Source organism: Klebsiella sp. KE9456 (genome assembly GCF_043832615.1).
Lineage (GTDB): Bacteria > Pseudomonadota > Gammaproteobacteria > Enterobacterales > Enterobacteriaceae > Klebsiella > Klebsiella indica.
Genome location: NZ_JBDYQK010000010.1, coordinates 41,951 through 61,961 on the forward strand (window position 1 = coordinate 41,951; position 20,011 = coordinate 61,961).

A 20,011-nucleotide genomic window follows, 5' to 3' on the forward strand; every position below is an offset into this window, starting at 1 on the left:
ATTTCGGATTACGCTTTAACGCGCTGAATGTAATCGCCAAACGCGGTGAGCTGGCCGGTAAGATGATCAATCGTGCTTTGATCAACCACTTCCCCGGTTTGTGGGTCAACTTTATTCTGAATCACACCGCCCATAAACTCCGGTTTGTTCATTACCATCGCATCAAGGAATACCAGAATCTGACGCAGATGATACTGGCAGCGTGCGCCGCCGATTGCCCCCATTGAGCTGGTCTGGATCAGTACCGGTTTCCCGGCTAACGGCTGTTCTGGCAGTCGGGACAGCCAGTCGATGGCGTTCTTCAGTCCACCAGGAACCGAGTAGTTGTATTCTGGTGTGACGATGACGACGCCGTCTGCTTTACGGATTTGTTCCGCCAGCGCTTCAACGCTTGCCGGGAAGCCCTCTTCCTGTTGCACATCAGCGTCATACAGCGGAATATCGCCAATCGAAGGTAATGCGCTGACCTCCATGCCTGCCGGGGCAATTTTCGGCAGCGTGCGGGCGACCATACCGTTAAATGAACCTTTGCGCAGGCTCCCCAGTAACGTAACAACATTCAACGTATCAGACATGATTGCTCCTTTGCATCATGATGGCCGGCAAAACCGGTCAGTTGAGAGAAAAGGCCTTTTCTGGTGGTAAGCTGGTAAAGCGCATCAGTCGGGCGGACGGCGCCTTTGCACGCGCTTGCGCATCCGGCAGGCTACGCCAGCCCTCTTTTCCGTTATATTCCCATACTTTCAGTTGGCCAATATCCGGTGTTGCGGCGATAGACCATACCAGTACTGTTTCAGCATCACAGACAGCCTCGATTGACTGTATTCCGGTCGTACGCAGTCTGCCTGATCCTGGAAGAAGTTGCAGATTAAGCGGCGATTCACCGGTGAGTTTCAGGGTGCTTTTTCGCAGCGCGATGAGCTGGGCACGCGCTTCGTCAGGATCATGTTGATTGTTAATCCATAAATGCTCGTTGCTGTCAAAAGCATGGCACTCTGCGTCGTGCAAGGAATGTAAGCCGTGGGCAGCGTGCTGTAATTCCATATCCAGACCGCAATCGCCTTCGGTGGTTAATGCGACGCCAATGATATTTCCGGCATAGGAGAGAGAAAAACGCGGAAGATGTTCATCGCGAAAAGCCGGTTTTCCATTCTCATCATCAATTATTTCGGGAAGTTCGCTGATGCCATACAACATAAAGAGTAGCTCGGCGAGTAACGATCGCGATGCATAATAGCGATTTTGACGGTATGCAGGCAGGTGTCTTGCGGACTGATGACAAGCCGCAGACAGGCGTGTGGATAGTGGCTCTCGCGTGTTGAGTATCCCTCTAGCAAAATGCGTTGCCATTCGTCGCTCCGTGATTAATGGTCAATGATAAAAACAGCGAATAACATTATCACTCAGAATTACCAGGTTTTACTGCGGAAATTCCCCCCTGGAAAGGGAAATAATGTGAATTTTACAATTTATTGCGTGAGACAATCAAAACAGGAGGATAGCGATTTGCCATGGGACTGTATGAGGAGGACAAAACCCGCTTTAGCGAGTGCTAAAGCGGGTTAGTCAATACTCACAAACTACACTTACTTACCGATACAAAAGCTGGAGAAAATCCGTCCTAACAGGTCGTCGGAAGTAAACTCTCCGGTGATTTCGCTTAATGCTTGTTGAGAGAGCCTCAGTTCTTCCGCCAGCAGTTCGCCGGCCCATGCCCCCAGTAACTGCGCTTTACCCTGTTGCAGATGCTCTGCGGCCTCGGACAGCGCCTGAAGATGGCGACGACGGGCAAGGAAGCCGCCTTCCATATTGGTTTCGAAGCCCATGCTCTGTTTAAGATGGTTGCGCAGTACGTCTACGCCCTCGCCGGTACGCGCGGAGAGGCGCACAACTGAGTGGCTATTTACTTCGCTTAGCCCCAGCGTCTCGCCGGTAATATCCGCTTTATTACGCACGACGGTAATCGGCAAGTTCTTTGGTAAACGGGCGATAAAGTCCGGCCAGATATTCACCGGGTCGGTGGCTTCAGTCGTAGTGCCATCCACCATAAACAGCACGCGGTCAGCTTGTTCAATTTCCTGCCAGGCGCGTTCGATACCAATGCGTTCCACTTCGTCGTTCGCGTCGCGCAGACCGGCGGTATCAATGATATGCAGCGGCATACCGTCGATATGAATATGTTCGCGCAGCACGTCGCGAGTAGTGCCGGCAATATCGGTGACAATAGCTGCTTCACGGCCCGCCAGGGCGTTCAGCAGGCTCGATTTTCCGGCATTCGGGCGGCCGGCAATCACCACCTTCATCCCTTCGCGCAGCAGGCTGCCCTGGCGCGCTTCGGCGCGGACGGCGTCGAGATCGGCGATCACTTCGTTGAGCTGCGCTTCGATTTTGCCGTCGGAGAGGAAGTCGATCTCTTCGTCCGGAAAGTCTATGGCCGCTTCCACATAGATGCGCAGGTGAGTGAGCGCTTCCACAAGATGGTTAACGCGGGTGGAGAACGCCCCTTGCAACGAGTTCAGGGCGGATCGTGCCGCCTGTTCGGAGCTGGCGTCAATCAGGTCGGCAATGGCTTCCGCCTGCGCCAGGTCAAGCTTGTCGTTGAGAAACGCGCGCTCGGAAAATTCGCCGGGTCTGGCGATACGTACGCCCGGTAGCGTCAGAATGCGTTTCAGCAGCAGATCGAGGATTACGGGGCCGCCGTGTCCCTGTAGTTCCAGCACATCTTCGCCGGTAAAGGAGTTCGGGCCGGGGAACCACAGCGCAATCCCCTGATCCAGCACGCTGCCGTCGCCGTCTTTAAATGGCAGGTAGTCGGCATAGCGCGGCTTTGGCAATTTGCCCAGCACCGCCTGCGCGACGTCGTGCGCTTTCAGGCCTGAGATGCGCAGAATGCCCACTCCACCGCGTCCCGGAGGGGTGGCCTGGGCGACGATAGTGTCGTTATGGCTCATAATGACTCTCTATGTAAATGTAAAAAAGGCGGTCTGTTGACCGCCTTCTCTGGCATTTAATTTACCGTAGACTCTCAAAATAATTCACGTTGCAGGACAAAACGGCTAATCGTTTTGAACCGCAGACGCGCTGGCTACGAAGCCTGCGCATCTGCTACCTGAAGAACAAAGAGTATCAGGTTTTTTTCTTCTCACGGCTATGCAGGCCGCGTTTTTCCAGACCACGGTAAATCAGCTGCTGCTGAATAATGGTGACCAGGTTGCTGACGATATAGTAAACCACCAGACCAGACGGGAACCACAGGAAGAACACCGTGAAGATGACCGGCATAAAGGTCATGATCTTCTGCTGCATCGGATCGGTCACGGTGGTCGGGGACATCTTCTGAATGAAGAACATCGTCGCGCCCATGATGATCGGCAGGATGTAGTACGGGTCCTGTGCAGACAGGTCGTGGATCCACAGGATAAACGGCGCATGACGCAGTTCAACCGAGGCGCTCAGCATGTAGTACAGCGCAAGGAAGATAGGCATCTGGATAATCAGCGGGAAGCAGCCACCCAGCGGGTTAACCTTCTCCGCTTTATACAGCGCCATCATTTCCTGGCTTTGACGCTGTTTGTCGTCGCCCAGACGCTCGCGCATTGCCTGAATCTTCGGCTGCAGCATACGCATCTTCGCCATAGAGGTGTACTGCGCTTTAGTCAGCGGGTACATGATGCCACGAACGATGAAGGTGATAACGATGATGGAGAAGCCCCAGTTGCCGAGGAAGCTATGAATCCATTTCAGCAGTTTGAACAGCGGCTGAGAGATGAACCACAGCCAGCCGTAGTCAACGGTCAGATCAAGATGCGGCGCAACGGCGGCCATTTTATCCTGAATGGCCGGGCCAACCCACAGTACGCTATCCAGCTTATCGGTCTGGCCTGGCTGCACCAGGACCGGCTGCGATTTATAGCCGATAGCCACAAGACCGTTACCGAGGTTGGAGGTGTAGAAGCTGTTGGTACCGTTATTCTGCGGAACCCATGCGGTAGTAAAGTACTGCTGCAGCATGGCAACCCAACCGTTTTTGGTGCTGACGTTCAGGTTTTCGTTATCGAGAATGGTATCAAATTTGTATTTTTCGTATTTCGACTCGGAGGTTGAATACGCCGCACCACGGAAAGTGTGCATTGTCGTCAGGCCACCGGTCTGAGTGTCGCGATGGGTCGGCAGATTGGCGGTTTGTTTTAGTTGACCGAAAGTCGACACTTCCAGCGGTTTTTCGCTGGCGTTATGTACGCTGTAGCCAACGTTCACCGCATAGTCACCGCGCTTCAGGGTGAAGGTTTTAGTGAAAACGTTGCCTGATTTATCTGTGTACGTCAGTGGAATGACGATTTCGTTCTGGCCGTTAGCCAGCACAAACGCATCTTTATCGACGTTATACAGCGGACGTGGTCCGTTAGCCGGGTTGTCCGGGCCATCACGGCCGGTTAAACCGCTCTGTGCCTGATAGGTAAACTGCGGCGTGGTTTCCAGTAACTGGAACGGTTCAGTCGATTTCAGCTCTTTTGGATAATCCAGAAGCAGCGCTTGCTCAACATCTCCACCGCGGGTGTTAATGGTCAAATCAAGCACATCGGTTTTAACCGTAATCAGTTTCCCCTGGCCACTGGCCGGTACGCCCTGGTCGGCGGCGCTACCCGCTGCTGTGGTCGTTGTCTGCGTGGTCTGCTGCTGAGGCTGAGGATTGTTATCCTGCTCCCAGGCTTGCCAGATCATGAAAGACACGAACAACAAAGCGATGATAAGAAGATTGCGTTGCGAATCCATCGTTAGTGTTCTCTGGTATCAAATGGTCCAGGCGGGACGGGATCGTCACCACCAGGGTGTAAAGGGTGGCATTTTAATACGCGTTTCACCGTCAACCAACTGCCTTTTATCAATCCAAACCTGCGCAATGCCTCAATTCCGTATTGAGAACAGGTTGGCGTGAAACGACAGTGCGGCCCGAGTAGCGGACTAATCAGGCGTTGATAGACCCGAATCAGGCCTATCAGGACCCGCGAGCCAGGCGACAGTGGCGGCGCCATAATTTTTCCAACGCTTCCGAGAGAGCACGGTTATCGAGGTCGGCAACCCCTTTCTTTGCCACCACCACGAAATCCATCGGCGGGAGTTCGTGTTGACGTAAACGGAAGCTTTCACGCGTCAGACGTTTAATCCGGTTGCGTTCATGCGCGCGCTTAACGTTTTTCTTGGCGACCGTAAGACCGATGCGGGGATGCCCCAGCGAATTTTGGCGGCCGAGGATGGTGATTTGCGGCGTGCCAGCCCGTAATGGCTGCTGGAAGACGAAAGTGAAATGATTGGGAGTTAACAAACGTAACTCCCTGGGAAATGCGAGCTTAACCACTCAGGGTTAGCTTTATTACTTGGAAACGGTCAGACGAGCACGGCCTTTAGCACGACGACGTGCCAGAACCTGACGACCATTTTTAGTAGCCATACGAGCACGGAAGCCGTGAGAACGGTTGCGCTTCAGTACAGACGGTTGAAAAGTGCGTTTCATGGCGATTTCTACCTAAACTTGAATAATTTCACTGACTTTCACGTAAACCCGAACAAACTTTGCACGGCCTACGCCTCAGCGTGGGTGATTAAAGAGGCCGGATTGTAATAATTGTACACTCCGGAGTCAATTCTCTTTCCTTATTTCTCGCACCTTGCCGCACAAAAAATAAGCGATGACGCGTTGCGGAAAACGGTATTACGCGCCGGGTGGGGGATTATACGGCGTGATGAGTAAAGCGCAAGGATCGCAAAGGATCTTCGTTAGATCGATTAAGTCCAAAACGCGCGCAGGTCATTAATTTTTCCAATATGCGGCTGAAATCGTACTCTACTCCAGCCAGGATCGATTACACTTACCGGGCTTCGATCCTTCCTGTGGATAAATCGGGAAGAATCTGTTGAGAAACACAAGATCTCTTTCTCAGTTTAGGCTATGATCCCCGGTCCCGATCGGGATCCAGGGATCCGCATCGGGTAACAACCGCAAATAGCGGTTCGCACGTCACCCCTTTTGTGCAGGGGCTTTTCGGCTATGCAGGGTCTTGTCGACGTGTGCCAACAATCATGATTGTTTCAGTTTCTCTTTGTATATCGATTTTTGTTCGAGTGGAGTCCGCCGTGTCACTTTCGCTTTGGCAGCAGTGTCTTGCCCGATTGCAGGATGAGTTACCAGCCACAGAATTCAGTATGTGGATACGCCCTTTGCAGGCGGAATTGAGCGATAACACGCTGGCACTGTATGCGCCAAACCGTTTTGTGCTCGATTGGGTAAGGGATAAATACCTCAATAATATCAATGGGCTCCTCAATGATTTTTGTGGTGCGGATGCCCCGCAGCTGCGTTTTGAAGTCGGCGCTAAGCCTGCTGTTCAACCGCAGAGAGGCACGGTGAGCGTTGCGGCAGCCGCGCCTGCCGCGCAGATCCAGACGACGCGCGTTGAGCCAACTATCGTGCGGTCTGGCTGGGATAACGTCCCGGCGCCGGCAGAGCCGACCTATCGCTCCAATGTTAATGTAAAGCATACGTTTGATAACTTCGTCGAAGGTAAATCTAACCAGCTGGCGCGCGCGGCGGCACGCCAGGTTGCCGATAACCCAGGCGGGGCATACAACCCACTGTTCCTTTATGGCGGCACCGGTCTGGGGAAAACCCACCTGTTGCACGCAGTCGGTAATGGCATCGTGGCGCGCAAACCCAACGCGAAAGTGGTCTATATGCACTCTGAGCGCTTTGTGCAGGACATGGTAAAAGCCCTGCAAAATAACGCGATTGAAGAGTTTAAACGCTACTACCGTTCCGTTGATGCCCTGTTGATCGATGATATTCAATTCTTTGCGAATAAAGAGCGTTCGCAGGAGGAGTTTTTCCACACCTTTAATGCCCTGCTGGAAGGTAATCAGCAGATCATTCTGACGTCGGATCGTTATCCGAAAGAGATCAACGGCGTTGAGGATCGTCTGAAATCACGCTTCGGCTGGGGGCTGACGGTGGCGATTGAACCGCCAGAGCTGGAAACCCGCGTGGCAATCCTGATGAAAAAAGCTGACGAAAACGACATTCGCCTGCCCGGCGAGGTAGCGTTCTTTATTGCTAAGCGACTACGCTCTAATGTGCGTGAGCTTGAAGGGGCGCTGAACCGCGTGATCGCCAACGCCAACTTTACCGGCCGGGCGATTACCATCGATTTCGTGCGTGAAGCGCTGCGCGATCTGCTGGCTTTACAGGAAAAACTGGTCACCATCGACAATATTCAGAAGACGGTGGCGGAGTATTACAAAATTAAAATCGCGGATCTGCTTTCCAAGCGTCGATCTCGCTCGGTGGCGCGTCCTCGCCAGATGGCGATGGCGCTGGCAAAAGAGCTGACCAACCACAGTTTGCCGGAAATTGGCGATGCGTTTGGCGGTCGCGACCATACCACCGTCCTGCACGCCTGTCGTAAGATTGAGCAACTGCGTGAAGAAAGCCACGATATCAAAGAAGATTTCTCTAATTTAATCAGAACATTATCCTCGTGACGCTATGAAATTTACCGTAGAACGTGAACATTTATTAAAACCACTGCAACAGGTCAGTGGTCCGTTAGGTGGTCGTCCGACGCTACCGATTCTCGGCAACCTGCTGCTGCAGGTTACCGATGGCGCGCTGTCGCTGACCGGTACCGATCTGGAAATGGAAATGGTCGCGCGCGTCGCGCTGATTCAACCGCATGAAGCGGGGGCGACGACCGTTCCGGCGCGTAAATTTTTTGATATTTGCCGCGGTTTGCCGGAAGGTGCGGAAATCGCGGTCCAGCTGGAAGGCGAGCGGATGCTGGTGCGCTCCGGGCGTAGTCGTTTCTCGCTTTCCACGCTGCCTGCAGCAGACTTCCCGAATCTTGACGACTGGCAGAGCGAAGTGGAATTCACCCTGCCGCAGGCGACAATGAAGCGTCTGATCGAAGCAACCCAGTTCTCAATGGCGCATCAGGACGTGCGTTACTACTTAAACGGCATGCTGTTTGAAACCGAAGGGAGCGAACTGCGCACTGTCGCGACCGATGGCCACCGTCTGGCGGTCTGTTCGATGCCGCTGGAAGAGTCGCTGCCGAATCATTCGGTGATCGTGCCGCGTAAAGGGGTGATTGAACTGATGCGTATGCTTGACGGCGGTGAGACTCCGCTGCGCGTACAAATCGGCAGCAATAATATTCGTGCCCACGTCGGCGATTTTATCTTTACATCGAAGCTGGTTGATGGCCGTTTCCCGGATTATCGCCGCGTATTGCCGAAAAATCCGGACAAACACCTTGATGCGGGCTGCGATATTCTCAAACAGGCCTTTGCCCGCGCGGCGATTCTCTCCAACGAGAAATTTCGTGGCGTGCGCCTGTACGTCAGTGAAAATCAGCTGAAAATCACCGCCAACAACCCGGAACAGGAAGAAGCGGAAGAGATTCTGGACGTCACCTATGCCGGCGCTGAGATGGAGATCGGCTTTAACGTCAGCTACGTGCTGGACGTGCTGAACGCGCTGAAGTGCGAGAATGTGCGTATTCTGCTGACGGACTCGGTATCAAGCGTGCAGATTGAGGATGCGGCATCGCAATCCGCAGCCTACGTCGTCATGCCTATGAGATTGTAGAATCTGCAAAGGGGCTGGTTTACTTGCCATTTCGCCTTCCGGCAGTGCTCGACAAAACGCTATGCGTTTTGGACGTCTGTAAGACGGTCCGAAGGACGAGCGGAGCGAGCAAATGCTCACGTACTTCGTGTACGCTCCGCTTTCTGCGCGCTGGCGGTAGACGAACTGGCTGCGACACCCACGCCCCTTGAATGATGACGAGCTGACTATGTCGCTATCCCGACTGCTAATCAAAGATTTCCGTAATATCGAAAATGCGGATCTCGCCTTATCTCCCGGCTTTAATTTTCTGGTTGGCGCCAACGGCAGCGGTAAAACCAGCGTGCTGGAAGCTATCTATACGCTCGGCCACGGTCGGGCGTTTCGCAGTTTGCAGATTGGTCGGGTGATCCGTCACGAGCAGCCGTCCTTTGTTCTCCACGGTCGTTTGCAGGGCGAGGAGCGTGAAGTTTCCATCGGCCTGACCAAGGATAAGCAGGGTGACAGCAAGGTTCGTATCGACGGCACCGACGGCCATAAAGTGGCGGAGCTGGCGCACCTGATGCCGATGCAGCTCATCACGCCTGAGGGCTTTACTTTACTCAACGGCGGCCCCAAATACAGAAGAGCGTTCCTTGACTGGGGATGCTTTCACAATGAAGCCGGGTTCTTCACCGCCTGGAGCAACCTGAAGCGGCTGGTAAAGCAGCGCAACGCCGCGCTGCGTCAGGTCAGCCGCTATGCCCAACTGCGGCCCTGGGATCTGGAACTGATCCCGCTGGCGGAACAAATCAGCCGCTGGCGCGCCGAATACAGCGCCGCTATCGTCGACGACATGGCGGACACCTGTCGGCAGTTTTTACCGGAGTTCGCTCTCACCTTTTCTTTCCAGCGCGGCTGGGAGAAAGAAACGGATTATGCCGAGGTGCTGGAGAAGAATTTCGAGCGTGATCGTATGTTAACCTACACCGCCCATGGCCCGCACAAAGCGGATTTCCGCATTCGTGCTGACGGTGCGCCGGTGGAAGATACTTTATCGCGTGGGCAGCTTAAACTGCTGATGTGCGCTTTACGACTGGCGCAAGGCGAGTTTCTGACTCGCGAGAGCGGGCGGCGTTGCCTGTACCTGATAGATGATTTTGCCTCGGAACTTGATGACGCGCGGCGCGGGCTGCTGGCCAGCCGTTTAAAAGCCACGCAGTCGCAGGTTTTCGTCAGCGCCATTAGCGCTGAGCACGTTATGGACATGTCCGATGAAAATTCGAAGATGTTTACCGTGGAAAAGGGTAAAATAGCGGATTAACCTAAGATGAAATGAGCGAGAAACGTTGATGTCGAATTCTTATGACTCCTCCAGTATCAAAGTCCTGAAAGGGCTGGATGCGGTGCGTAAGCGCCCGGGTATGTATATCGGCGACACGGATGACGGCACCGGCCTGCACCACATGGTATTCGAGGTTGTGGATAACGCTATCGACGAAGCGCTCGCGGGTTACTGTAAAGACATCGTGGTCACTATTCACAGCGATAATTCCGTCTCCGTACAGGATGACGGTCGCGGTATTCCGACGGGTATTCACCCGGAAGAGGGGGTTTCTGCTGCGGAAGTGATCATGACCGTGCTGCACGCGGGCGGTAAATTCGACGATAACTCCTATAAAGTCTCTGGCGGTCTGCACGGCGTGGGTGTTTCGGTGGTTAACGCCCTGTCCCAGAAGCTGGAGCTGGTTATCCAGCGTGATAACAAAATCCACCGTCAGATCTATGAGCATGGCGTACCGCAGGCGCCGCTGGCGGTAACCGGTGAAACGGAAAAAACCGGTACCATGGTGCGTTTCTGGCCAAGCTATGAAACCTTCACCAACGTCATTGAATTTGAATACGAAATTCTGGCGAAACGTCTGCGTGAGCTCTCCTTCCTGAACTCCGGCGTCTCTATTCGCCTGCGTGATAAGCGCGATGGTAAAGAAGATCATTTCCACTATGAAGGCGGCATCAAGGCGTTTGTTGAGTATCTCAACAAAAACAAAACGCCGATCCACCCGAATATCTTCTACTTTTCCACCGAAAAAGACGGCATCGGCGTGGAAGTGGCACTGCAGTGGAACGACGGTTTCCAGGAAAACATCTACTGCTTTACCAACAACATTCCCCAGCGTGACGGCGGTACGCACCTGGCGGGCTTCCGTGCGGCGATGACCCGTACCCTGAACGCCTATATGGATAAAGAAGGCTACAGCAAGAAAGCCAAAGTCAGCGCCACCGGCGACGATGCGCGTGAAGGCCTGATTGCCGTGGTTTCCGTGAAGGTGCCGGACCCGAAATTCTCCTCCCAGACCAAAGATAAACTGGTTTCCTCCGAGGTGAAATCGGCGGTGGAGCAGCAGATGAATGAGCTGCTGAGCGAATACCTGCTGGAAAACCCGTCTGACGCCAAAATCGTGGTCGGCAAAATTATCGACGCCGCCCGTGCCCGTGAAGCCGCGCGTCGCGCCCGTGAAATGACGCGTCGTAAAGGCGCGCTGGATCTGGCGGGTCTGCCGGGTAAGCTGGCGGATTGTCAGGAACGCGACCCGGCGCTGTCCGAACTGTACCTTGTGGAAGGGGACTCCGCGGGCGGCTCTGCTAAACAGGGTCGTAACCGCAAGAACCAGGCGATTCTGCCGCTGAAGGGTAAAATCCTCAACGTGGAGAAAGCACGCTTTGACAAAATGCTCTCTTCCCAGGAAGTGGCGACGCTTATCACCGCGCTGGGCTGCGGCATCGGTCGTGATGAGTACAACCCGGATAAACTGCGCTATCACAGCATCATCATCATGACCGATGCGGATGTCGACGGCTCGCACATCCGTACGCTGCTGTTGACCTTCTTCTACCGTCAGATGCCGGAAATCGTCGAGCGCGGCCACGTCTACATTGCGCAGCCGCCGCTGTACAAGGTGAAGAAAGGCAAGCAGGAACAGTACATTAAAGACGATGAAGCGATGGATCAGTATCAGATTGCGATCGCTCTGGATGGTGCGACCCTGCATACTAACGCCAGCGCTCCGGCGTTAGCTGGTGAACCGCTGGAACGACTGGTCTCAGAGTATAATGCCACGCAAAAAATGATTGGCCGTATGGAGCGCCGCTTCCCGAAAGCGCTGCTGAAAGAGCTCATTTATCAGCCGACGCTGACGGAAGCCGATCTTAGCAACGAGCAGACGATTACCCGTTGGGTGAACGCGCTGGTTACGGAACTGAACGAGAAAGAGCAGCACGGTAGCCAGTGGAAGTTCGACGTTCGCGAGAACGCCGAACTGCAGCAGTTCGAACCGATTGTTCGCGTGCGTACTCACGGCGTGGATACCGACTATCCGCTGGATCACGAGTTTGTCACCGGTGGCGAATACCGTCGCATCTGCACGCTCGGCGAGACGCTGCGCGGTCTGATCGAAGACGATGCGTTCATCGAACGCGGCGAGCGCCGTCAGCCGGTAGCGAGCTTCGAGCAGGCGCTGGAGTGGCTGGTGAAAGAGTCCCGTCGAGGACTTGCGATTCAGCGCTATAAAGGTCTGGGCGAGATGAACCCGGAGCAGCTGTGGGAAACCACCATGGACCCGGACAGCCGCCGCATGCTGCGCGTCACCGTCAAGGATGCGATTGCCGCCGATCAGTTGTTCACTACCCTGATGGGCGACGCCGTTGAACCGCGTCGCGCCTTTATCGAAGAGAACGCCCTGAAAGCGGCAAACATCGATATCTAAGCTATGCTCCCCGGCGGTTGTTGTACCGTCGGGGATAGTTCCTCCAGCGCCTGCTCTATCCAGCGCGGCGAAATATGTTCCTGCTCCAGACGAACGCCCTCTCCAAAGTGATTCTCTGTCAGCGCCTGATAAAGCTGCTGCTCCGACTCTGTCAGGTTGGATAACAGCCGTGTGCAGGGCTTGTCTTCTTCAACCCAGGATGATCTGTGCATTAGCAGGGTATTTTCATCCATTAAAAAACTTTGGGTATGGGGGAAAAGTTGACGGAACTGACTAAGAATTGCAAAGCCGTGGGTATCAATATCTCCCCAGTAATAGAGTTTTTTGTGACAAATCCAGCGAGCGGATGACAACATATCAAAGCCGTACCCGCGTCCAAAAATCACCATACTTCCTGCTGGTCCTGAGAAAGTCAAAAAACTGATTTCGTTTTCAATAACAAAAACGGCAACAACGGCTAAGTCCAGGGAAGCGAATTCGCGGCTATCGATCTCCCGGTCGCTATCTGGCTGGTCAATGAGGCGGTATCGGACGCGCTGAGGCTTATCACGAAAGCCAAAACGGCGATTAAATTGTGAAATGCCACGCGCCTGCAGGTCGATGGCCTCTGGTTGCAAAGTGAGATTGAGTAATTCCGTTAAGATACCGCGATGTTGTTCGATAAATTTACTGTTGATGTCAGGAAGATCGATCTGTCGTAAGTAGATGTCAGGGCGAGGGTTCTCTTGCAGCCAGGCAATAATGGCCAGCAACCGTGCCCAGTCTTGCTCTGGCACGCGTAACGGATATTTTATCAGCCAGCTATGCAGCGTGGGTTGGGCAGAAACAATTTGCTGGTACAGATAGCGATATTTTTCAGCCTGCTTGTGCAAACCGAGTATTTTTATTGCCGTGGCGGCGGAATCAACCCAGATTTTTGCCGGCAAACGGTTGACGCCGATCACCCGATGGCGGACTTCCCGCCATTCAAGCCGGAATCCCTTTTTTTCACTCTGAGCCAGTGAGCTAATCCACTGACGAACCTCATTAAAACGTGAGGAAAGGTCGTCCGAGGTCGGCTTTTTACAGGTCAGGCGCAGCGGAAAGTAGCCGCTGTCTTCGGTTATCTCACGTAACAGCACGCCTTTTTCCCACAGTTTGCGTAACTGCGTTTTGAGCGCTTCAGGCGTTGTCCAGCTCATGCCTTTTCTCTACTTTTTCCTGCTGATAGGCGTCAATGCTGATATTACGCAGACGCGAAATTTTCCCTGCCTCGTTATGAACAAATCCTACGTTTGCCACATAAGGCTCAATAATATGGATTTTTTGCAGCGGCGTGACGATGAGTAACTGCAGATTTAAGCGCTTAAAAAGCTCCAGCCCATACTGAGCGGATTCGTCGGAACCTCGACCAAACGCCTCATCAATCACCACGAAACGGAACGAGCGTGAGCGTTTCTCTCCCCATTCAAGGCCGAACTGATAAGCCAGGCTGGCGGCGAGAATGGTATAGGCCAGTTTCTCTTTTTGCCCGCCGGATTTACCACCGGAATCTGAATAATGTTCATGCTCGCTATCATCCTCCCGCCAACGCTCGGAGGCGGAGAAGGTGAACCAGTTGCGCACATCCGTCACTTTTGCGGTCCAGCGTTTGTCCTGATCGCTTAATCCCTCGCGCCCACGGAAACGTTCAATGATACGTTTTACCTGTAAGAACTTATCTTCTGAATACTGCTCATCTTCGGAGCCCGTCAATGCGCCTTCCGTGCAGACGCGTAGCTCACTCTGAAAATCACGAATATCCGCATCGGTGCTCAGTTGGGCCACCAAAGAAATATAGCGTCCAGGATTGTAATCAACGGGGACCAGGGAGTCGTTAATCTTCTCGATTCGTTCTTTAATCGTCTCTCTTTCCCGGTTGAGCTGGCTCTGAAAGCCTGCGATATCATTGATGGTGTTTTCGTTGAGCAGTTGCTTAAAACGTGCTTCGAAACGCGGGAGATCGTCGGCTTGCAACGCATTCAGCATCTGACGATATTCCTCGGCGGATTCGAGACTGGTATCAATATCCTGTGTCTCCAGGGAGAACTGGTGATTATACTCTGCCATCCTGTTAATGATTTTGTCGCGGGAGCGGACCAGTTTTTTATCTTCGCTGTCAATTTTATCCTGCAACCAACCCCGCATCTCCTGCTGGCAATTATCGCAGGACTCAACGCTGATTTGCCTCCCGGGGAGCGCTTCTTCACGCCACTGTTCCAGTTGCGGATAATATTGCGCCATTCCCCCTTCATTTGCCATTTTTTGTACGGATTCCGCTTCCAGCAAGCTCTCTTCCGCGCGTTCTATTTTTTCCTGTGTGCGCCCACGCAGATCGATTTTATCCGCATGAGTCGTCTCAAGAGACTGAATTTCCTTCAGAACATCATCCAGACGTTGGTTCAGGACTGCCAGTTGATCGGATGCTGCCTCAAGCTCGCGTTTTTCCGCTTCCATTCGGGCAATTTCCTGAGCCTGCGGCTGCCAGTTCATGGCTTGATAATCGTTATGTTCGCTGAGACGATTATAAATATCGCGCTGTTGTTGCAAATTTCTGAGCTTTTCATCAACAGCGGCTAATTTTCCACCGAGTTCCGCAAGCTCTTGCTCAAGGTTTTGCGCCAGTTTCAGCAGGACGGCGATTTTCTCCTTGTTACTCCAGCCGAGGATAAAGCGGCTACGGTCGTTAATATCATGACGGTCATCTTTTTCGTGGCGCTCGCCCGGTGATTTTATCTGACCGCTGCGGGTAATCGCCTTATTTTCCCGGCGGAATTGTTCCAGCGTTTCGCAACAAGCATGGTTAAATTGTTGATGTAGCCTTCTTTCCAGCCAGTCATACCAGCCTGTATTGGGTTTGATTTGTAGCTTTTCACTCAGCGCGCCGGGAACCGGAGAGACGGGCGTGTGATGCGAACTGACATGCACTCTGAAATAACTTAACCGACCGTGAAGATGATTATTTTCAACCCACTGAGCGACCTGCTGATAGTCCCCGTCGGCAACCAGAATAGAGAGGCCAAAGCCACGTAAAAGACGTTCTGCCGCGCCTTCCCATGCTTTTTCTTCTTCGCGAACAGCAAGTAACTCACCAACAAAGGGAAGACGTTCTTCGGAGAATCGGAGCGCCTCGCAGATAGCGGCGCGTAATTGAATTTGTCGTACTTCAATATTACTGCGGCGTAAACGAAGATTGTCTATTTCTGCATTGAGTCGCTGGTGTGTTTCGCGTTTATGGGAAAAGGCGACATGCAGGTCGTTTTTTTGCTGCTGTAATTCGGCTTCGCGATCGGCAATCTCATCGGCGTTATTTTGCAGAAGCTGTCGTGTCGCCAGCCATTCGTCATGATCTTTAACCGGCGCAAGATTAATTTTTCCTAACAGCGCGTTATAGTTTTCCGCCGCTTTCAGACGCCGATTCTTCTCCTGCTCACGATGGGCTATTTCCAGGCGCAATTGTTCAAGGCGATCGCCGCCATTTGCCGCAATATCAGTGCGTAACTGCCTTTCCTGATTTCGTTTTTGTTGTAATTGTTCAGCGGTTATCGTGAGAGTGTTTGTATAGCGCTGTAGCTCATCCCTGAGGTTTGTCAGCCTTTTTTCAAGCAGTGCTTGTTTCAGCCGCGCAAACCAGCCTGCCAGGGCATCGCGACAGACGCGCATGTTTTCTGTTTCCTGAAGTAATAGCGTATGCCTGTCGCACTCAGCAACGAGCGGAGTTAAGTGTTCAATCTGTCGACGGGCTTTCAGAATCGATTCATGGGCGCGATTAAGATCTTCAAAATGTTCAATCAGATGTTTAATTCGCTGAGCCATATCAAAAGGTTCCAGCATATGGCTACGCACAAAATCAGTGAGATTACCAACCGATTTCATCGATACGGTCTGGTGAAACAGCTCCAGCGCCTGCTCATTATTAATACCGAAGCGCCGCCGGAACCAGGTGCCATAAGGTGGAAATGAATCAAATATTTCCGCGTTATTTTTACGTAGTTTTTTTCGTAGATTATTAATATCAGAGCCGAAGCCGGAAAAATCCCTGGCGATGGTGAGTTCACCCTCTGACGCGACATAAAAAGTTACCGGCTTTCCGGCAGGTTCTTTTAACGAAAATACCTGTGCCAGAGTAACGGTTTGGCTAAATCCTTGATTATGAAAAACACCGAGAATTACGGAATAGTTTCTATGGTCGCGGAGCGCGACGGGTTTTCCACCCATGCTGTTTTCCAGCCGCTCCGATTTGTAGTATCCCAGAACATATGAACGCAACGAACGCTCTTTGTTTTCTGCGCCTGCCGCTTTGTTGTAGGCGATGCGGTGAGCTGGCACCAGTAATGTGGTTACCGCATCCACCAGGGTTGATTTTCCTGAGCCAATATCCCCGGTGAGAAGCGCATTTTTTCCCTGTAGGTTAAAGGTCCACACCTGGTTGTTGAAGGTCCCCCAGTTAAAAATTTCCAGTCGCTCAAGGCGAAAACCAGCGGAAGATTCGTCGCTGCTGAAATCAAGCTCCAGTGCATCAGTCATGATTATCTCCCCTGAGATGCTGGTTATAGGCCTGCAAGCGCGTATCAAAATCAGATAACCACTGTGCGTCAACAAAAGCTTTCAAAATACGCCGTACTTCCCATGTTTGATTTTGGTTACGTAAAGGACGCAGAAATCCCATTTCCGCAATTTTATTGATATGGCGCCCAATCTGATCAACCAGACGCGCTTCATTGGTGCTTTCAGTTGTGAAGACTCGCATCAAATCAACAATCTGTTCTTGCGTCATAATCAAACGGGTTTCGCTCCCGCTGGCGTCAAATTCCGCCATTTTTTTGCGTAATAGCGCCAGTAGCAAGCTGACAGGAAAGGACAAAGGGCGGCGGGAAATCAGGCGAGGAACGGATTCATCGTCGACATTATCAGGCGCTGAGCGCAAAAAAGCATAACCTTCTGCTTCGTCCAGATGAAGTTCCAGGTTCATCACCCGGCAATAATCACGAACCTGAATTTGTAAACGCAACAGCGCGCCCCAGAGATGCGGATCGTTCTCCTGATACACCACGCCTTTCAACAGCGAGATAATCAGCGTCGAAAGCGCGCTGTCGTGTGAAATTTGCGACTCATTCTGCTCCATGGCCTGCCTCCTTTGTACGGGTAAAAATAACGGTGTTAATGTGCGCCGCCTTTTTTTCACCTGAAGCAGTGAGCCAATATACGGTCTCGCTGCTGCTTTCATCAAAAGTGGCTGTTGTTGATTCACTGGCGAGCTGAATATAAGTGACCAGTTCGGCAAGCCCTTGTTGCAAGGGATACAGGGATAGCAACGCTTGTAAACTGATTTGTGAACGTGTTTGTAACACCTTGCGAATATTGTGTAATAAACGGGATTTATCAACCGTGATTTGTGAAAACAGGATATCAATATCTATTGACTCGTCGCCTTGTTCCAGTACTTGCTGAATAATTTTGGTTTTTACTGGAGGGGTATAAAGCGGACGTTCGCAAGGTAATATAATCTGTGGCTGGGGATCGCTAATATTCATTATGTCGCCTTCGGGTGGCAGTGATTTGAGGGCGACAGCGTGGTGCTCAATATTATGCAAAATTTCCATAATTCGCTTATTCTCCAGCCAGGCTTGATCGTCAAGAAAACGACGTAACTGTTGCGAAAGTTGTGCCACGGTACGCTGTGTATTTTCTCCAGCTTCCAGCCAGTCATAATGAATGCGTTTAAAGCGATGGTCGGGGTGTGTTTCGGCAATGGCATCAAGGGAGAGTAATTTTTCCAGTAAACGGGATAACTCTTCCTGTCTCGTTTGCGACATCAAAAAATCCCAGAAAGCGCGAAAACTACGTCCTTGATCTGATTCGGTTATCGCGTCCCGTTCGCCAAGCACTTGCGTCAACAGATCGCCTTTCGTGCCGTTCCATAATGCAATGCGCTCACGAACATTGCGGTCAAGCTGACGAAAATTATGCTCAACCTGGCGGAAATCAGAGAGGAGTTCTCGGGATAAATGTACGATCTGTTGGAAACGTTCTTTTTGCGCGGTGCTGTCTAACAGCGTCAGTTTACCCTTGCGGATTGCAGCTATTTCGGCGTCAATATTGTCGCGCTGCTGTTCGAGTTCCTGAATGCGTAATTGCGGATTATTTTCACTCCCGGAGATAACTTGCTTGAGTAGCTCAAACAATGTCACCAGTCTGGATTCTGTACCGATAAAAGCAGAGTCACTCAGTTTATCCAGCCAGCTCAGCGCCTTTTCGGTCGCTGGCGTCAGGTCAAACCAGGGCGTGTCATCGCCGGGCGGATAAAACTTACGTAGCCATCCCCGTTCAGGCGCTGCCCAGTCATTAAGATAATCCCGCGCAGGACGAGGATAAAAGTTATCGCCATACTGCTGACGTAAGATATAGAGCGTATCTTCCAGTTTTTCCGTTAACTCTTCCTGAGGAATACTGCGGGCGTTCGGCAAAGAAAAAGCCTGCCACAGAAAGCTGGCAATTAGCGCTGCTGAATCTGCTCGTAAAAGTTTCCATGCCGGATGGTTCGTGCGCATGGTATCCAGAGTGGCGAAATCCATAAATGCGCATCTCCTGAAAATATAAGGTTATTTTCCATCTTACCTTCTTTAAATTTATTAAGAAAAGGGGAAAACACCGCCATTTACTATCCTCTTTAATATGCTGTTTTTTGAGCGGAATCGCGTTAGCATGAGGACGGACTTATTTAATCCGGGGAACTCATGGCTATCAAACTCATTGCTATCGATATGGATGGCACCCTTTTGCTGCCCGATCACACCATTTCACCTGCGGTAAAAACGGCGATTGCCGCCGCGCGCGCCCGTGGCGTTAACGTGGTGCTGACCACTGGCCGTCCGTATGCGGGTGTCCATAGCTATCTGAAAGAGCTTCACATGGAACAACCCGGTGACTACTGCATCACCTACAATGGCGCGCTGGTGCAGAAAGCGGGCGATGGCAGTACCGTTGCGCAAACGGCGCTGAGCTATGACGATTACCGCTTTCTGGAGAAGTTGTCCCGCGAAGTCGGCTCACACTTCCACGCGCTGGATCGCAACACGCTGTACACCGCAAACCGTGATATCAGCTACTACACCGTACATGAATCCTATGTCGCCACCATTCCGCTGGTGTTCTGTGAAGCGGAGAAAATGGACCCGGCAACGCAGTTCCTGAAAGTGATGATGATTGATGAACCCGTCATCCTTGATCGGGCCATTGCGCGTATTCCGGCGGAAGTAAAAGAGAAATATACCGTGCTAAAAAGTGCGCCGTACTTCCTCGAAATCCTGGATAAACGCGTCAATAAAGGCACTGGCGTGAAGTCGCTGGCCGATGCGCTGGGGATCAAGCCGGAAGAAATCATGGCGATTGGCGATCAGGAAAACGACATCGCGATGATCGAATATGCAGGCATGGGTGTGGCGATGGACAACGCGATTCCGTCGGTGAAAGAGGTGGCCAATTTTGTCACCAAATCCAACCTGGAAGACGGCGTGGCATACGCAATTGAGAAATATGTATTAAATTAAACGATCTGGTTCATTATCTCATCTGTGTTTATCACGATTAGGTAATGAAAAGGATATTAGTTACCCCTGTCCCTGCATTC

Annotated in this window: 16 protein-coding genes; 5 read left to right on the forward strand and 11 right to left on the reverse strand. The window is 52.1% G+C overall.

Annotated features, from left to right (window positions below; genetic code table 11):
• Positions 1-8: 8 nt before the first annotated feature.
• The 7 genes from ABK821_RS11895 to rpmH all read right to left on the reverse strand — a co-directional run bounded on the left by ABK821_RS11895 (position 9) and on the right by rpmH (position 5,512).
• Positions 9-575: an NADPH-dependent FMN reductase gene (locus tag ABK821_RS11895; protein ID WP_142503233.1), complete on the reverse strand. Its 567-nt coding sequence runs from the start codon at positions 573-575 to the stop codon at positions 9-11.
• A gap of 37 nt (positions 576-612) precedes the next feature.
• Positions 613-1,350: a hypothetical protein gene (locus ABK821_RS11900; protein WP_343178188.1), complete on the reverse strand. Its 738-nt coding sequence runs from the start codon at positions 1,348-1,350 to the stop codon at positions 613-615.
• 236 nt (positions 1,351-1,586) lie between these two features.
• The gene (mnmE, locus tag ABK821_RS11905) at positions 1,587-2,951 is read right to left on the reverse strand and encodes a tRNA uridine-5-carboxymethylaminomethyl(34) synthesis GTPase MnmE (protein WP_142503231.1); all 1,365 of its coding nucleotides are present in this window, start codon (positions 2,949-2,951) and stop codon (positions 1,587-1,589) included.
• Between the two features lie 175 nt (positions 2,952-3,126).
• Positions 3,127-4,773: a membrane protein insertase YidC gene (gene yidC / locus ABK821_RS11910; protein WP_138360901.1), complete on the reverse strand. Its 1,647-nt coding sequence runs from the start codon at positions 4,771-4,773 to the stop codon at positions 3,127-3,129.
• A gap of 2 nt (positions 4,774-4,775) precedes the next feature.
• Positions 4,776-5,033, reverse strand: coding sequence for a membrane protein insertion efficiency factor YidD (gene yidD / locus ABK821_RS11915; RefSeq protein WP_004871831.1), 258 nt, complete (start codon positions 5,031-5,033; stop codon positions 4,776-4,778).
• Positions 4,997-5,356, reverse strand: coding sequence for a ribonuclease P protein component (rnpA, locus tag ABK821_RS11920; RefSeq protein ID WP_138360902.1), 360 nt, complete (start codon positions 5,354-5,356; stop codon positions 4,997-4,999). The genes yidD and rnpA overlap by 37 nt, the downstream gene beginning before the upstream one ends.
• Before the next feature lie 15 nt (positions 5,357-5,371).
• Positions 5,372-5,512 carry a 50S ribosomal protein L34 gene (gene rpmH / locus ABK821_RS11925; protein ID WP_000831330.1) on the reverse strand — a complete coding sequence of 47 codons (141 nt, stop codon included), beginning with the start codon at positions 5,510-5,512 and terminating at the stop codon, positions 5,372-5,374.
• A 620-nt stretch (positions 5,513-6,132) separates the two neighbouring features.
• Between rpmH and dnaA the strand changes: the two genes are divergently transcribed.
• The 4 genes from dnaA (at position 6,133) to gyrB (ending at position 12,363) form a co-directional block, all read left to right on the forward strand.
• A complete protein-coding gene (dnaA, locus tag ABK821_RS11930) occupies positions 6,133-7,533 on the forward strand; it encodes a chromosomal replication initiator protein DnaA (protein WP_138360903.1) in 1,401 nt (466 codons plus the stop codon).
• Between the two features lie 4 nt (positions 7,534-7,537).
• Positions 7,538-8,638, forward strand: a complete 1,101-nt coding sequence (gene dnaN, locus ABK821_RS11935; RefSeq protein ID WP_138360904.1) for a DNA polymerase III subunit beta — start codon at positions 7,538-7,540, stop codon at positions 8,636-8,638.
• Positions 8,639-8,846: 208 nt separating this feature from the next.
• Complete coding sequence (gene recF / locus ABK821_RS11940; RefSeq protein ID WP_142503230.1) at positions 8,847-9,920, forward strand: DNA replication/repair protein RecF; 1,074 nt, start codon at positions 8,847-8,849, stop codon at positions 9,918-9,920.
• A gap of 28 nt (positions 9,921-9,948) precedes the next feature.
• Entirely contained in the window at positions 9,949-12,363 is a 2,415-nt protein-coding gene (gyrB, locus tag ABK821_RS11945) for a DNA topoisomerase (ATP-hydrolyzing) subunit B (protein ID WP_308562146.1), read from the forward strand.
• Here the strand turns inward: gyrB and ABK821_RS11950 are convergent.
• From ABK821_RS11950 to ABK821_RS11965, 4 genes are read right to left on the reverse strand one after another with little or no spacing between them, the layout of a single operon-like run.
• The gene (locus tag ABK821_RS11950; protein ID WP_138360907.1) at positions 12,360-13,544 is read right to left on the reverse strand and encodes a DUF3322 domain-containing protein; all 1,185 of its coding nucleotides are present in this window, start codon (positions 13,542-13,544) and stop codon (positions 12,360-12,362) included. The two genes, gyrB and ABK821_RS11950, sit on opposite strands and share 4 nt — an antisense overlap.
• Entirely contained in the window at positions 13,525-16,908 is a 3,384-nt protein-coding gene (locus ABK821_RS11955) for an SbcC/MukB-like Walker B domain-containing protein (protein WP_343178189.1), read from the reverse strand. Before ABK821_RS11955 ends, ABK821_RS11950 begins: the two co-directional genes overlap by 20 nt.
• A complete protein-coding gene (locus tag ABK821_RS11960) occupies positions 16,901-17,506 on the reverse strand; it encodes a DUF4194 domain-containing protein (protein ID WP_138360909.1) in 606 nt (201 codons plus the stop codon). The genes ABK821_RS11955 and ABK821_RS11960 overlap by 8 nt, the downstream gene beginning before the upstream one ends.
• Positions 17,493-18,956: a DUF3375 domain-containing protein gene (locus tag ABK821_RS11965; RefSeq protein ID WP_343178191.1), complete on the reverse strand. Its 1,464-nt coding sequence runs from the start codon at positions 18,954-18,956 to the stop codon at positions 17,493-17,495. The genes ABK821_RS11960 and ABK821_RS11965 overlap by 14 nt, the downstream gene beginning before the upstream one ends.
• A 162-nt stretch (positions 18,957-19,118) precedes the next feature.
• Between ABK821_RS11965 and yidA the strand changes: the two genes are divergently transcribed.
• A complete protein-coding gene (gene yidA / locus ABK821_RS11970) occupies positions 19,119-19,931 on the forward strand; it encodes a sugar-phosphatase (RefSeq protein WP_343178192.1) in 813 nt (270 codons plus the stop codon).
• The last annotated feature ends 80 nt before the right edge of the window (positions 19,932-20,011 follow it).